At 70.8% G+C, this 14,685-nt stretch carries 12 protein-coding genes and 1 pseudogene; 7 read left to right on the forward strand and 6 right to left on the reverse strand.

Annotated features, from left to right (window positions below; translation table 11 throughout):
• Positions 1-10: 10 nt before the first annotated feature.
• From ABZ452_RS27415 to ABZ452_RS27425, 3 genes are all read left to right on the forward strand, one after another.
• Complete coding sequence (locus ABZ452_RS27415; protein ID WP_357948711.1) at positions 11-916, forward strand: LysR family transcriptional regulator; 906 nt, start codon at positions 11-13, stop codon at positions 914-916.
• Positions 917-968: 52 nt separating this feature from the next.
• Positions 969-1,340: a VOC family protein gene (locus ABZ452_RS27420; protein WP_357948714.1), complete on the forward strand. Its 372-nt coding sequence runs from the start codon at positions 969-971 to the stop codon at positions 1,338-1,340.
• A gap of 176 nt (positions 1,341-1,516) precedes the next feature.
• Positions 1,517-3,181, forward strand: a complete 1,665-nt coding sequence (locus ABZ452_RS27425) for a DUF885 domain-containing protein (RefSeq protein WP_357948717.1) — start codon at positions 1,517-1,519, stop codon at positions 3,179-3,181.
• A 165-nt stretch (positions 3,182-3,346) separates the two neighbouring features.
• Here ABZ452_RS27425 and ABZ452_RS27430 read toward each other — a convergent pair.
• Positions 3,347-3,520, reverse strand: a pseudogene (locus tag ABZ452_RS27430) (cell division protein DivIVA); the annotation flags it as partial.
• A 452-nt stretch (positions 3,521-3,972) separates the two neighbouring features.
• Positions 3,973-4,785, reverse strand: a complete 813-nt coding sequence (locus tag ABZ452_RS27435; RefSeq protein ID WP_357948720.1) for an alpha/beta hydrolase — start codon at positions 4,783-4,785, stop codon at positions 3,973-3,975.
• 429 nt (positions 4,786-5,214) lie between these two features.
• Between ABZ452_RS27435 and ABZ452_RS27440 the strand changes: the two genes are divergently transcribed.
• Both ABZ452_RS27440 and ABZ452_RS27445 read left to right on the forward strand, forming a co-directional pair.
• Positions 5,215-5,619 (forward strand): YciI family protein, encoded by a 405-nt coding sequence (locus tag ABZ452_RS27440; RefSeq protein WP_357948723.1) that lies wholly within the window; start codon positions 5,215-5,217, stop codon positions 5,617-5,619.
• Between the two features lie 201 nt (positions 5,620-5,820).
• Complete coding sequence (locus tag ABZ452_RS27445) at positions 5,821-6,594, forward strand: maleylpyruvate isomerase N-terminal domain-containing protein (RefSeq protein ID WP_357948726.1); 774 nt, start codon at positions 5,821-5,823, stop codon at positions 6,592-6,594.
• 183 nt (positions 6,595-6,777) lie between these two features.
• Here ABZ452_RS27445 and ABZ452_RS27450 read toward each other — a convergent pair whose 3' ends face one another.
• Both ABZ452_RS27450 and ABZ452_RS27455 read right to left on the reverse strand, forming a co-directional pair.
• Positions 6,778-8,811 carry a hypothetical protein gene (locus ABZ452_RS27450; RefSeq protein WP_357948729.1) on the reverse strand — a complete coding sequence of 678 codons (2,034 nt, stop codon included), beginning with the start codon at positions 8,809-8,811 and terminating at the stop codon, positions 6,778-6,780.
• Positions 8,812-9,078: 267 nt separating this feature from the next.
• Positions 9,079-9,672: a dihydrofolate reductase family protein gene (locus tag ABZ452_RS27455; protein ID WP_357948732.1), complete on the reverse strand. Its 594-nt coding sequence runs from the start codon at positions 9,670-9,672 to the stop codon at positions 9,079-9,081.
• Positions 9,673-10,062: 390 nt separating this feature from the next.
• Between ABZ452_RS27455 and ABZ452_RS27460 the strand changes: the two genes are divergently transcribed.
• Both ABZ452_RS27460 and ABZ452_RS27465 read left to right on the forward strand, forming a co-directional pair.
• Positions 10,063-12,042, forward strand: coding sequence for an acyl-CoA dehydrogenase (locus ABZ452_RS27460; protein WP_357948735.1), 1,980 nt, complete (start codon positions 10,063-10,065; stop codon positions 12,040-12,042).
• Between the two features lie 229 nt (positions 12,043-12,271).
• On the forward strand, positions 12,272-12,793 hold the full coding sequence (locus ABZ452_RS27465) for a hypothetical protein (protein ID WP_357948737.1): 522 nt from the start codon (positions 12,272-12,274) through the stop codon (positions 12,791-12,793).
• Positions 12,794-12,882: 89 nt separating this feature from the next.
• Here the strand turns inward: ABZ452_RS27465 and ABZ452_RS27470 are convergent, their stop codons facing one another.
• Positions 12,883-14,070, reverse strand: a complete 1,188-nt coding sequence (locus ABZ452_RS27470) for a hypothetical protein (protein ID WP_357948740.1) — start codon at positions 14,068-14,070, stop codon at positions 12,883-12,885.
• Positions 14,071-14,291: 221 nt separating this feature from the next.
• A complete protein-coding gene (locus ABZ452_RS27475; RefSeq protein ID WP_357948743.1) occupies positions 14,292-14,648 on the reverse strand; it encodes a VOC family protein in 357 nt (118 codons plus the stop codon).
• Positions 14,649-14,685: the final 37 nt, after the last annotated feature.

The raw sequence follows: 14,685 nt of genomic DNA on the forward strand, positions 1-14,685 counted from the left end.
GCGTGGCTACATGGACCTTGATGTTCGCCGGCTCCGCGTGCTGCACGAGGTCGCGCTGCGCGGCAGCGTCACCGCCGCCGCCGGGGCGCTGCACGTGACCCCGTCGGCCGTCTCCCAGCAGCTCGTCCAGCTGTCCCGGGAGGCCGGGCACGAGCTGGTCGAGCGGGCCGGGCGCGGAATCGTGCTCACACCGGCCGGCGAGGTGCTGGCCAGCCACGCGAAGACCGTGCTGGGGGCGGTGGAACAGGCGGTGGCCGGGCTCGCGGCAATCCGCCACGGGGTCAGCGGCACGGTGCGGGTCGGCGCGTTCGCGTCCGCAGCCGGCGCGCTGGTGGCCCCCGCCGCCGCCCGCGCGCGGGCGAAGCACCCCGACCTGGACGTGCGGGTGATCGAGGCCGAAGACCAGCAGAGCCGCCTCGACCTACGCTCCGGCACCCTCGACGTCGTGGTCCTGCAGGAGTACGACCACGTGCCCGCGCCGCTGGTCGACGACCTCGACCGGCACCCGATCACCACCGACCCGATGCACCTGATAACCCCGGTCGGGTGGCGCCGTCACACCGGCCGGCTGAGCCAGCTGCGCGATGTGCCATGGATCGCCAGCGCCGAGCACACGCCGTGTCTACGCTCCACATTGCACGCCTGCCGGCTCGCCGGCTTCGAGCCGGACATCCGGCACCGCTCCGTCGACTTCGCGCTCACGCTGGACCTCGTCGCGGCCGGGCTGGGCGCCGCGCTGGTGCCGGAGCTGGCGCTGCGCCACGTGCCACCCGGGGTGCACGTGGAGCCACTGGTCGAGCCGGTCACCGAGCGACGCATCTTCGCGGTCACCCGCGCCCTCGGCGGCACGGCGCAACGGCCCGCAGTGGACGCCCTCCTGGCCGAGCTGAGCGCCCCGGCCGAAGCCCGGACCTGAGCCGAACGGTGCGGTGAGCCCGAACGTCGTAACCACGCCCTACGGTGACACCATGGACTGGAAGATTGAACTCATCCCCGTTCCGGTGACCGACGTCGACCGGGCCAAGGCGTTCTACCAGAAGGTGGGCTTCAACGCCGACCACGACCACACGGTGCACGAGAGCCTGCGGTTCGTCCAGCTGACGCCACCCGGCTCGGCCTGCTCCATCGTGATCGGCGAGGGCATCACCGACAAGACTCCCGGCACCCAGGAAATCCAGGTTGTGGTCGCCGACGCCGAGGCGGCGCGCCGGCAACTGCTCGACGCCGGCGTCGATGCCAGCGAGGTCGACGTGCAGCCGTGGGGCAACTTCGTCTACTTCGGCGATCCGGACGGCAACAAGTGGTCGCTGCAGGCGATCGCATCACGCCCCAACGGCTGACCGACGGCCCGCGACGGCCCCTGGCAAGGCACTGATGTGCCGTCGACGCGACGCTCACCAGCCGCAACTCTCCGACTCTGCCGATGAGCGAAGGTGTCAGATGGTGTCGGACCGCTTAGCGCGGTCGATGCATGCTCGCACCACGGCGGCTGGGGCAAGGCCCTAGCATTGCCCCGATGATCGAGGACTTCGCGGACCGGCTCCTGCGCGACCTGGCCGGCCTCGACCCGTGCACAGCGGTCGTCGAGGCTGGCGAGCAGGATGTCGACGGGCTTACCGACTACAGCCCGGAGGGCCACCAGGCCCGCGCCGACCTCGCGGCCCGCGCCCTGCGCGAGCTCGAGATCCTGGGCGACGCACGGCCGACCGCGACCCCGCTGCACGGCCACCTCACCGAGCGGCTGCGTACGCGTATCGCCTTCCACGACGCCGGGGAGGACCTGCGCGAACTACACGCGGCGGCCACCGGGCCGCTCCAGCTCATCCGCCAGGCCGTCGAGGCCGCGGTCCCCGGCCGCGGCGCCGAGGGCGCGGCCTTCGAGGAGGGCTGGGCTCGTGTCGGCGCACGCCTGGCCGCGATCCCGGCAGCCCTGAACGGGTACGCCCGCAGCCTCCTACTCGCCGCGGAGCGCGGCAATGTGCCGGCGCGGCGCCAAGTCGAGCTCGTCACGCAGCGCTGCCGCAACTGGATCGACGACGATGTCGCCCTGGTGGATCGCTACGGCGGAGGGCGTCAGCGGGCGTCGTTGCAGGCCGCAGCGGCGGGCTCGCGAGAGGCGTACCAGAAACTGGCCCGGACGCTGACCGCGGACCTGGCACCGCGGGCCGTTGACGAGGAAGCGTTCGGCCAGCAGAGGTACGCGCTCTGGGTCCGCACCTTCCTCGCGGCCCAGCCTGACCTGCGCGAGCTGTACGACTGGGGCTGGGACGAGTTCCGCGCGACAGAGGCAGAGCTGATCGCGGAAGCGAAGGCCCTGGGCGGGACCGTGCCAGAGGTGCTTTCCTGGCTCGACAGCCCCGACGCACCCGGCACCCTGAGCAGCAGGGAGGCGTTCGCCGCGTGGCTGCAGGAGCTGTTGGAGGTCACCACCGAGCGGCTGGACGGCGCGCACTTCGACATCCCCGCCCCGCTGCGGCGCATCGAGTCCCGCGTGACCACGTCGTCCGGCATCGCCTACACCGGGCCGTCGCGGGACCTGACGCGACCGGGCCGGGTCTGGTGGTCGCTCCCCGAGGACGCAGCAAGCTTCCCCACCTGGTACGCCCACAGCACCGCCTACCACGAGGGGGTTCCCGGCCACCACCTTCACCTCGGCGCCGAGGCCTGCCGGGGAGGCCTCGGGCAGCGGCTGAACCTGCTCGGCGGCCTCTCCGGCAGCCAGGAGGGCTGGGCACTGTACGCCGAGCGGTTCATGGACGAGCTCGGGCTCTATGAACAGCCGGGCGCTCGACTGGGGTACCTGTTCATGCGGCTCCTGCGGGCGGCACGGGTGGTGCTCGACATCGGCCTGCACCTGCGATTGCCGATGCGGTCCGGTGACAGAGCACGGTGGACGCCGGATGCCGCACTGCAACTGCTGCGGGACCGCTGTCACCAGGGGCCGTACGCGTCCGCCGAACTCGCGCGCTACCTGGGCCGGCCAGGACAGGCGCTGGCCTACAAGGTGGGTGAGCGCGTGTGGCTGACCGGCCGCTCGGCCTTTCCCGGCGACCGGCGCGCATTTCATCGCCGGGCGCTGGAGCTGGGCTCGCTGGGCTTGGATCAGTTGACGGCCGCCCTTGCGGGTGATGGCGCACCACTCGTGCATGGCGGTGACACAGGCCAGGGACCGCGCTCGTAGCCGCACCTCACTGACGTCCGACCAGTCTCAACCAGGGCCAGACTGACAGCGCGTACCGTCCATCGCCCGGCGGCTCCGCTTCCGTCAGACGCGAGGGCTCGGATCTTCGTCCGGTGACGAGGCTCGGGTGGGTGGTGCCGGAGACAGATCCGGGTGAGCGCCGGTGATTCCGGCCGCCTGTTCGTGTGCCCGGTTCACAATCGCCTCCGCCTCCCGCCGGGCGGCGGTCACGATTGCCTCGGCCTCGAGCCGCGCCTCGGCGCGGTGGTCGTCGGCCTGCTGCTCGGCGAGCTTGAGAATCTGTTCCACCCGGGTGCCCAGGCCGCTAAGGGTTGGCCGCTGCCGGTCCCGCCGTCGTCGTTCCCGAAGGACCGCCGATCCGGTGGTCGTCCCGTCGTCTGTCACCCCAGCATCGTCGTGGTGGACCACGTCGTCCGCAACGAGATCGGGTTCCGTCGTACCGACCAGGGAGAGCGCGATGCCGAGCGCGGCGATCGCGATGCCGGGCCAGACGGCGGCCGGCCCAAGGGACGAACCGACCAGGGCGCCAACACCCAGACCGAAAAGTACGGCCGCAGTCCTGGCCGGCTTGCGCATCGGTCCTCCTCACGTGATGCGGGCATGGGGCTTCCGGTTCCAGCATGAAGACCGAGTCAACCCAGCTCGATCCCCGACGGAACGTCCCGAGGCAAAAGGAACGGCTGGATCAGGAGAGCTTGGTAGTCGGACGCCAGTTCGTTCATCGCTTGGTGGGGTGGCGGCCTTGTCGCCCGTGGTATTCCGGCCGGGTCCTAGCCACCCCTGACCCATGTCAGCATTTCCCGCCAGTCGCCAGCAGACGGCGTGTGAGCGGCGTTCTCGCCGATGCGGATCTCGGCGTCGGGCATCCGCGCGGCGATCAGTGGCGCGTCGGCGACAGCTCTGCCGGGATCGCGTCGACCAGCCCAGATGAGGACCCGGCAGGGCACGTCCCGAAGGTGGAACCCCCACGGACGAATGTCGGTGGCCAGCCAGTCGTTGACGAGGCCGGCGGCGCCTTGAAGGGCGCCTTCCAGGTTGGACTCCTCATCTGGCTGCATCCAGGGGTCCTGGCCACTCGCCAGCAGCTCTCGGTGCTGCCTGAGGGGGTCTTCGGCGTACCAGGCGGCGGCGCGAGTCACGTAGGGGCGGCCGAGTCCCGGGATGGTGCACACCGCCCACGCCTGGAGCCGCTGCCAGCCGCGTACCGTCCGCAGCTCCCGGTATGGTCCGGTGAAACCGGCGGTGACGACGCCGGTGAGGCGTTGCGGGAACCGGGCACCGCAGGCCACAGCGTACGGCGCGCCACCGGAGAACCCGGCCACTCCGAAGCGCTCGATTCCCAGCGATCCCATCAGCGCACCGACGGCATCGGCGACGCCGAGCAGGGTTGGTCGGCGCGCGGGTGTCGACCGACCGTATCCGGGCCGGTCCACGGTGATCAGGCGGACACCCACCAAGGCCGCGTCCTCCGGTCGGCTGAGCCGAGAACCTGGCGTGCCGTGCAGGTACACAACTGGCACACCGGCCGGATCGCCGTACTCCGCCCAACTAAGAACCCGATTGTCGGGTAGTGCGAGATCCATGTCGCTCCTTCGCTTCCCGGAGGAAACCGTGGTCACTTCCACCAGCCCTCGGCGGAGTGTCACGCATCGTGTGACGCCAACCCGTTACGGATCAAGCGGAGTACGACAGCCTGGCATGCCGGCAGGACTCGAAGTCGACGCACGACAGGAAGTGTGGACACGGCGGAAAGTCTCATCGCCGTGACCTGTTCGACGGCGCCGCCGTGCAGGGGGGCGACGTCCAGGCGGTGAAGGTTGTTGGCCCTCGGCTTGCGTCCCGACGGGCACGCAACGGGCACGCGCTGCGTCGGCGCTGCCTTGAAGGAGTTTCCGGGATGATGTCGTATCAAGGCGCAGCCGTTCGTAGTACGAGTGTGCGGCGGCCGGCCGGGCCACCGGACACGAGGCGTCGGGTGAGGCCCTCGTCCGGGGACTGAGAGGAGACGACCCATGACGGAGTACCTGATCACCTTCAACGATGAGTGGGTGCCCGACCACACGGCGGAGGAAGTGCGCGAGAAGGGCCGGGCCGCCCGGGCCGTGATTGAGGAGATGCAGGCTGACGGTGTCCTGATCTTTAGCAACGGCGGGCTCGACCGGTCCACCGTGGTGTGCAGTGTCGAGCCGGTTGACGGCAGGCCGGTCTTCACCGACGGCCCGTACGTCGAGTCCAAGGAGCACCTCGGCGGCTTCGCCGTCGTGGACGTGCCCGACGACGCGGCGGCGCGATACTGGGCCGGCAGGCTCGCGACGGTGCTCGACTGGCCGCAGGAGGTGCACCGGTTCCGCGGTGCCGGGGAGGCCCGGCGTAACGGGCAGCAGAAGCGTCCGGCTCAAGGCACTGCTCGGGCCTGACGGCCCTCCCAGCGCGCGCCTTCACCCCCGCCCTGAAGGGCGGAGCACTGGCCCGCATTCCGGTAGCGGTCGAAGTCGCCGTTGGCGAGCAGTGCGCGGAGTGTCAGGACGGCTTCCGCGCCGGGGCTCCGCCCGGCTGTCGACGCGTTCGTCCGACAAATTCGCTACCCGGCGGCCGGAGCGCGGTGATACACAACCGAGGTGCAAAACATTTTGGAGTTCCCCGAGGTCCTGCGGCTGATCGAAGACCGCTCGGCCGCGTTCCGCGCCGCGATCGCGTCCGCCCCCGACCTTGACGTCCAAGTCCCGAGTTGCCCGGACTGGACGCTGCGCGAACTGGCGCAGCACCTCGGCGACGGCCGCCGCCGCCAGGCCGCCATCATCGCGGCGGGCCCGGGCGCTGAGCCCCCGGCGAGGACGGACCCGAAGGGCGCCCCGACCGCGCCCCGCGACCGCGAATCCCTGGACGCCTGGCTCGCCGAGTCGACCGAGCTCATGCTCGACGCGATGCGCGAGGCCGGCCCCGACCGCGGCTGCTGGACCTGGTGGGGCCGCTCGCAGGCCCCACAGACCAGCGGAGCCGTGGCCAGGCACCAGATCCAGGAGATCGCCGTCCACACCTACGACGTCCAGCTCACCCAGGGGGCCGCGCAGCCGCTGCCGACGGACGTCGCGGTCGAGGGCGTCGACGAGTTCCTGACGACCGTCGCGGCGACGACCGTCCCCTGGCCGTTCAAGCCGGCGACCATCGACCTGCACACGACCGAGGGCCGCTCCTGGCGCCTGACCCTCAACGCTGACGGCGTCCGCTGCGACGACCTCGCCGCCGACGCGGAGCCGGGCGACATGGCGATGCGAGGCGCAGCGAGCGAACTGGTCCTCTACTTCTACGATCGCGTCCCGCTCGACGGCCTGGAGACCACCGGCGACACCGAGCCGATGGAACAGCTCGCAGACTGGGACCCGAACGCGTAAAACGCGCACTTCCCTGCCTTCCATCGACCCACACGCCGTGGAGCGGCCAGGGCCAGGGCGACAAGGTGGAGCGCCCTGCTGGACGAACGATCTTGTCGCCCTGGCCCTGATCTGCTCGGCTTCGCCTTGGTCAGCGGCTGGCGTGACGGCATCCCCCGAACGCCCCCGCCGGTCACGCCCCTGCTACGGACAGGGTGTGCCCGCGCAGACGTCAACGACCTTGCCGGTGAGCAGGAACATCGCCTTCTGCCTCTGGGCCCCGGCCTGAGCGCGCGGGAACTCGTGCGGATCCGCCCCGTACTCCGGTCCGGCCGGTGCGAGGTTCGTCGGCGGTGGCGCGTACGCCGTGCCGCTGTTCCAGATCACGATCGCCGATCCGGTGTACGGGTACCTGCGGATCGGGGCGATGCCCCAGTACGGCCGCACGTCCGCCGACCAGCCGTCGGCGAGCGCCGGGGTGTGGATGCGGGCGCCGATCGTGCGCGCCTGCACCTCGGCGGCGGCGGGCGAGACCTGGTGGTCGCCGAAGGCCACGTGCATCAGCACCTGGTGCGCCGGGGTGCGCGGCAACGGGCGGTCGGTCATGTGCTGGGCGTACCCGTTGGCCTCGGAGCGGTCCCACAGCATCTGCAGCAGCGCGAGGATCAGCTGCTGGTCGACCTTGTCCGGGTAGGAGCCGTCCATGACCTGCTGGAACGGGGCGAAGTCGACGCTGCGTTGCAGCAGCGTCGAGTAGTTCATCGCCGGCACGCCGAGCACCGAACGGGTCCAGTCCTGGGCGATGGCGGTGAGCGCGCCGCCGTTGATGCCGCCCTGGCTGTTGCCGTCGTAGTGCAGCCCACCGGCCACGTCGATCAGCGGCCGCGCGGCGGCGTCCCGGAACGCCGGGTGGGCGGCGAGCCCGCCCGGGTGGATCATCGCGCGGCCCAGGAAGAGGAAGTTCAGGAAGCTCTGCTGCAACCGGTCCACCACGGCGGGGAAGGCACTGAGGTCGGTGAACGCGCCGGCCACGTAGGGGACGTCGGCCGCGGCCATGCCGATCCAACTGGTCGCGCAGAAGGTGAAGTCGTACGTGTTCGACATCGTCTTGACGTTGCCGGCGTTGATCTCGGTGGGCCGGCCGAGCAGGCCGTGGCCGTAGAGCGACAGGTGCGCCGGTTTCGCGGCGGAGGCGCTGCGCGGGATGTTGCAGACGAAGTCCGCCGCCACCGTCGCGCCGGATGGCGTGGGCAGGGCGTTGGGTTCCGGTGGTGTACCGTCGCCGCCGGCCGGTCCGTAGTGCAGCCGCGAGCCGGGCCCGCCGTCGCCGGTCAGATAGGACGGTACGCCGATGGTGCCGGTCACCTGCCGGGCGATCAACGGATCCTGCTCCGGCGAGTAGTCGGTCACCTGGGTGACGGTGAACGACGGCGCGGCCCGGCGGAGGGCGGCGAACGCGGTGTCGCGGATCGCGAGCATCCGCCCGGTCAGCCCGTGCCGGCTGGCTACCGTGAAGTCCCAGGCCAGGTAGAGGCTGTGCCGCTTGACGCCGGTCCGGCCCAGGTCGGCGAGAATCCGTTTCATCTGCGCGGCGCGTGCGTCCCGGTGGCCGAGGCCGGCGCCGGTCGCGTACGCGCGGAACGCCTTCGGCGCCGGGATCATCGCCCCCGTGCCGTCGCGCATGCCGCGCAGGCCCACGACGTACCGGGCGCCCTCGGTCAGCGCGACCGCGGGCCGGATGATCAGCAGTTGCCGGTCGGGCTGGCCGGCGGCGTGCGCGTCCAGCTCGGCCCAGTACGGGGTGCGCTCGACGGTCCGGGTGTTGAGCAGCACGATCGGCGCGTCCGGTGCCAGCGAGCGGCCGATGTCGGTGACGGGCGCGATGCCGGTCGCCGCGGCGTCGAGGCCGGGCACGCGTACCAGGATCGGCGAGCCGGGGCTGAACCCGTCCTGTCGGTTCCACTCCGCCGGGTCCATCGGCGCCCCCGCCACGTTGGTGGGCATCGCCGAGGTCGCGAACCGCACCCGCTTGCCGGTGGGGCTGGTCCGGTCCGGCACGGTGAAGTAGTCGTTCGGGAACGGCAGCAGGCAGGCCGTCGGGTCGATGGGGTCGCACGTCCGGTCGCCGGCCGGCGCCGGAGCAGTGGGCGGCGCCGCGGCGGCGGGCGAGCCGAGCAGCACGGTGCTCGCGGTCACCAGCACGGACACGGCGAGGCGGAGGCGTCCGGGTGTGGTCACGCGTGTCTCCTTCGACACTGGACGGTGGGCCGACGGTGAATGGTGGGGTTCTTCCTACGCTCGTGAACAGCTGTCGGCAAGGGCCCGGTGACCGGGCACCGCCCGCTCCGGCAGGTCGGTGCCCGGCGCCTTCCGCCGTCCGCTGCCCGTGGAGGGGCGGCGGACGATCGTTCGCGGTCCTGCGCTCGGTCTTTCTGGCCGGACGCGAAGCATCCCTCTCCCGTTCGTCCACATCGGTGGACGGTCCGGGAAGGCGGTTGCGCGCGCTCAGGCGCCGCCGGCGGCGTACGTCGCGATGATCGCGCCGGTGCTGGTCACCTGGCTGTCGGCCAGCCGCAGCGGACGGTGCGCGCCGTCCGTGCGGAACAGGCGCTTCCCGCCGCCCACGAGCACTGGGTCGATCATCAGCCGGAGTTCGTCCAGCAGATCCCGGGCCAGCAGCGACTGGACGAGCCCGGGGCTACCGATGACGTGCAGGTCCCTCCCCTCCCGCTGCTTCAGAGCGCCCACGGCCGCGCCGAGGTCGCCGCGCAGCAGCGTCGACCCGGGCCAGTCGAGGGGCTCGGGGAGGGTGGTCGAGGCGACGTACTTCGGCAGCGTGTTGAAGGGCTCGGCGAGCACCTGCTGATCCCGCGGCGCGTTCGGCCAGTGGGCGGCGAAGATCTCGTACGTGCCACGCCCCAGCAGGTAGCCGCCCGCGCCGCGCACGTTCTCGATCACCCAGTTCATGGACAGTTCGTCGAAGTAGCGGGCGTGCCATCCACCGTGCCCGAACCCACCGCTCGCGTCCTCGTCGGGATAGCTGGGTGACTGCACCACCCCGTCCAGCGTCATCCACACGTTCGCGATCACCTTCCGCATGCCGGCCTCCTACCGATCGGTGCCCGCCGTCCCGCGCCCGTGGGGCGGACGGCTCTGTCAACCGCTGGGACGGAGCCGAGGGTTCCTCTTCGACATGACGGGATTCCCCTGCGTTGTCGACCGGCCGCCGCGTCCTTGGTGCAGCGGGTGACGGGCCGCGACGGGGCTGGCCCCGCGGGCCACGGAGAGTGGAGTGGGCGAGCTGGTCGTGATCGAGAACGTGACGCCGGACGGGGTCCTGCGGGCGTCGGGCGAGGAGGCGTGCTGCCGTTCGGCAGCCGCGATGGTGTCCGGTCTCACCGCGGCCTGGTCCGGCGGGTGCCGCCAACCGGCCGGTACGCTTGATCGAGTACAGACTGTACCCATATGTCCGCCAGCGGAGGGGTGACCATGTCCGATCACATCGACCTCGCTCGCCTGCGGGAGGTGCTCGACGGGCCGTGGGCCGCCGTCCGCAACGCGCACCGGGACCACCTCGACGCGCGCTTCCTCCCGGTCTACGGCGAGACCGGCGACCAGGCCCGCGCGCGGATCACCCGGCTGCTCACCGAACTGCCCACCGAGCTGGGGATCGCCTCGGCCTTCCCGACCGAGTACGGCGGCAGGTCCGACGTGGGAGGCTCGATCGTCGCCACCGAGATGCTGGCGCAGGTCGACCTGTCGCTCATGGTCAAGGCGGGCGTGCAGTGGGGCCTGTTCGGCGGGGCCGTCAGCGCCCTCGGCACGAAACGGCACCACGACGCGTACCTGCGGAACATCATCTCCGGCAAGATCTTCGGTTGCTTCGCCATGACCGAGACCGGTCACGGCTCCGACGTCCAGCAACTGCGCACCACCTGCACGTACGACCCGCACACGCAGACGTTCGACCTGCACACCCCGCACCAGGCCGCCCGCAAGGACTACATCGGCAACGCGGCACGCGACGGGCGGATGGCGGTGGTCTTCGCACAGCTGGTCACCAACGGGCGACGGCACGGCGTCCACGCGTGGCTGGTCCCGATCCGCGACGCGCAGGGCAACCCCCTGCCCGGCGTGACCATCGGCGACGCGGGAGCCAAGGCCGGCCTGCTCGGCGTGGACAACGGGCGGCTCAGCTTCGACCACGTGACGGTGCCCCGGGACATGCTGCTGGACCGGTACGGTCAGGTCGCGCAGGACGGGACGTACACCAGCCCGATCGAGAACGACTCCCGCCGCTTCTTCACCATGCTCGGCACCCTGGTGCGCGGCCGGGTGAGCGTGGGCGGCGCCGCGTCGGCGGCCACCAAATCGGCGCTGACCATCGCCGTGCGCTACGGCGACATCCGCCGGCAGTTCGGCACGCCCGACGCGGATCGGGAGGTGCTGCTCAACGACTACCTGGCCCACCAGCGCAAGCTGCTGCCCGCCCTGGCCACCACGTACGCGTTGCACTTCGCCCAGACCGCGCTGGTCGCCGCGCTGCACGAGGTCCAGGGCGGCGACGGCCCGGTCGACGAGCACCGGCAGCGGGAGCTGGAATCCCGGGCCGCCGGCCTCAAGGCCGCGCAGACCTGGCACGCCACCCGCACCATCCAGATGTGCCGCGAGGCGTGCGGCGGCGCCGGCTACCTGTCCGAGAACCGGCTACCCAGCCTCAAGGCCGACACCGACGTCTTCACCACATTCGAGGGCGACAACACGGTGCTGCTGCAACTGGTGGCCAAGGGCCTGCTCACCGGCCACCGCGACGAGTTCGGTTCGCTGGACGGCTGGGGGCGCGCCTCCTTCGTCGCCGAACAGGTCCGCGAGATGGTGCTCGAACGCACCGCCGCCCGGTCGCTCATCGAGCGGCTGATCAGCGCCGTGCCCGGCCACGACGAGGAGGTCGCCGTCACCGACCGCGGCTGGCAGCTCAAGGTCTTCGAGGACCGCGAGCGGCACCTGCTCGACGGCGTGGTCCGCCGCCTCCGCAACGGCGCGGCCACGAAGAAGGACCACCCCTTCGACATCTTCAACGACGTCCAGGACCACGTCCTCGCCGTCGCGGCCGCGCACGTCGACCGGGTCACCCTGGAGGCGTTCGTCGCCGGCATCGAGGACACCGCCGACCCAGCGGTCCGGGCGCTGCTCTCCCGGGTCTGCGACCTGTACGCGCTCAGCGTCATCGAGGCCAACAAGGGCTGGCTCCTGGAGCACGGCCGGCTCACGCCGGCCCGCTCGAAGGCGGTCACCGGGGTCGTGAACGGCCTGCTCAAGGAGCTGCGCCCGCACATGCGGACGCTGGTGGACGGCTTCGGCATCCCGGACGCGTGGCTGCACTGCGCCATCCTGCGCGAGGAACCCCTCCGGCAGGAGACGATGGCCGCCCACGACGCCGCCGGTGATCCCCAGACCGTCGCGGCGTAGCGGGTTACCGCCGGGAAACGGAAACGGATCTCGCCATGACGAACGACGACTGGCGTGCCAGTTCCGCGTGCCGGCGCCGGGCGTCGTCCGCGGCCGGGTCACGCAGGTCGTCATAGAAATGATCACGAGACACATGACAGGGCGTCGCGAGAATGAATCGCACGCGGGCTGATGCCGCACCTACCCTGTCGGGCATAGGCACACGGGAAGCGCGTCAGGTGAGGTTGTGGTGCCGGTGAACCCCGCTGGGGAGAGTGACGCGTCGCAGGCCAGTGACCGTCTGGACCCGCATCTTCAGGCCCTTGCCCAGTGTCTTGATGTACCGCTACCCGAGGACGCCAGCGACGAACATCAGCGGTGGTCGCTCTACCAGAGGGCGATCGGCGGCGAGGCGTGCCATCCGAGGTTGCTCGCCGCGGTCTTCCTCGACCCGGGCGACCTGCTGGTCGCGGCCGTGGTGACCCAGATGATGGAGTGGGTTGAAGTGCCCCACCGCGAGCAGTGGATCGAATTGGCACGCAACGAAAGTGACCGGCAGTATGCCTCCCGGCGCGCGCGAGAAGTCGACATCCTGCGGATCCAGGGCGCCGTTCCGGAACTCACCCGGGAGACGCTGTCGGCCTGGACTGACTGGCTTCAGATTCGGCTTGCAGAGACCTCCATGGCGGTGCGCACCCTCGATCACCTGGCGAAGTACGGCAGAACGAAAAGGATCCGGCGGACGGCTGCGAAACGACTGGCCGCTGTTTAACCCGAAACGCACTGATCTCGGTAGATCCGCACGGCACCAGGCCTCGCTGACCTTTGACACGGTCCGCGTGCGCTCAGCAGGCACGCCGGTCAGGTGCCGGCCATCGATGCCGGAGCAAACAAGTGCGGCGCCGGGTCGGCGGCGCGGATCGCGACGACGACCTGTGTCAGTTGCTGGCAGTCGCCGCCGGACGCCCTGACGAGGGCGTCCGCATCAGCGTGGTTGCCGAGGTAACACTCGGCGATGGCCGACAGGAGAAACGCGACGTTGCACAGGTCCGGCGGGTCGATACCCGGCCGAACGTCGAGAAGCAGCGACCGCGCCTGCTCCGGCCGCTGGTTGAGCAGGTGAGCAAGGCTCATGGCGACACGAGCCGACAACATGTGCGGCTGCACGTGGAAGGCCAGCTCGGCCAGCTCCGAGATCTCCACGACCTCTCGGTGTTCCACCGGTGAGCCGTTCACCACTGCGCCGTACAGGTACCACAAGCCGAACTGAACGGTGAGCACCTGCCCGATCGTGGCGGCGGCCATGGGGTCGGTGCGGTCGGCGCGAGCCAGCGCCGCGAGCCGCTCGGCGTCGGCGACGAAATCCGCCGCCGACTGCGTGTGCCCCGTGCTCCAGCGCTCGTGGAAGGCGGCGAGCGCCAGTCGCGGGTCGTTGTCGTCGGGGACAGGATCTCCGAGACGATGGTCGCCGACCTCCCCTCGGGTGATCGTGCGCACCGTCCGGCTTATCTCCGCCTGGTAGTGGCCCGCCCGTAGCGCGGCGCGAGTGGCCGTCGGCGCCAGAAGCCAGCGAAGCAGGTTGCGGCCGTCACTGCGGGGCGACGTCCCGGGGATGAGATTGACCACCCCGAGCAGCGCCCCGACAAGCGCTGCGCCGAGCAGTACGACGCGGGTGAACGCCGTGCTCGTCAACGCCGCCGCGGCGCCGAGCACCGCCGCGGTGCACAGGTTCACCATCGGGCCACCGAGGTAGAACAACACCATCCGCAGCGGCAACGCGGCCGCCGCCGGCGCCGGCCGGACCCACACCTCGCTCCGCCGGCCGGTAAAGGGCGCGATACGGACCGCGGTGACCGGCAGACCCAGCAGCTTCGCCACGACGAGGTGCCCGCACTCGTGCAGGACGATGTGCACCCACAACGACACGCAGGTGAGGCCAACGGCGGCGATCGCACCCGTCACGGACTCGGTGACGATCAGCGCGAACGCCACCGCCTCCGACACCAAGAGGATGGACGCGACGACCAGCCGTCGGCGGGAGGAGATCACCGGGAGATGGTACGGCCGGACAGGTAAGACCGAGGTCCTCACCGTACGCACGTCGCACACCGCGCCGCCGATTCGCGTTCGCGATGCCCGCCCAGTTTCGCCATCGTCTTCTGCCGCAGGCCGCGCCCGCCGGCCGCAACCGTGCGACTCTGCCGATGAGCGTGAACACTGCGCCAAGCCGTCCAGGCTTCTGTGTTTGCGGATTGAGCCGCCCGCCCGGATCAGTTCACACAGAGGCAGAAGGGGTGACCTGCCGGGTCGAGGAAGACCCGGAAGGAGGTACCGGGTTGGTGGGAGTGTTTGGTTGCGCCGAGATCGAGCACTGCCGCCTCGGCGGCGTCGAGGTCGTCAACGATCACATCGAGGTGCATCTGCTGGGGAAGCTCCTGGGTTGGCCACTCCGGCAGCCTGTACCCATCCACCTGCTGGAAGGAGATGCACTGACCGTACTCCGCGCGGACCTCAGCCCAGTCGGACGAGACGTCAACCTTCCAATCCAACATTGCGCCGTAGAACCTTGCGAGTGCACCAGGATCGGGACAGTCGATGACGATGCTGGGAAAGCGAGCGATGGCCATGCCGGCCATGGTACGAGCGGTCACGGACGATCCACCT

Source organism: Micromonospora sp. NPDC005707, from assembly GCF_040631005.1.
Taxonomy (GTDB): Bacteria; Actinomycetota; Actinomycetes; order Mycobacteriales; family Micromonosporaceae; genus Micromonospora.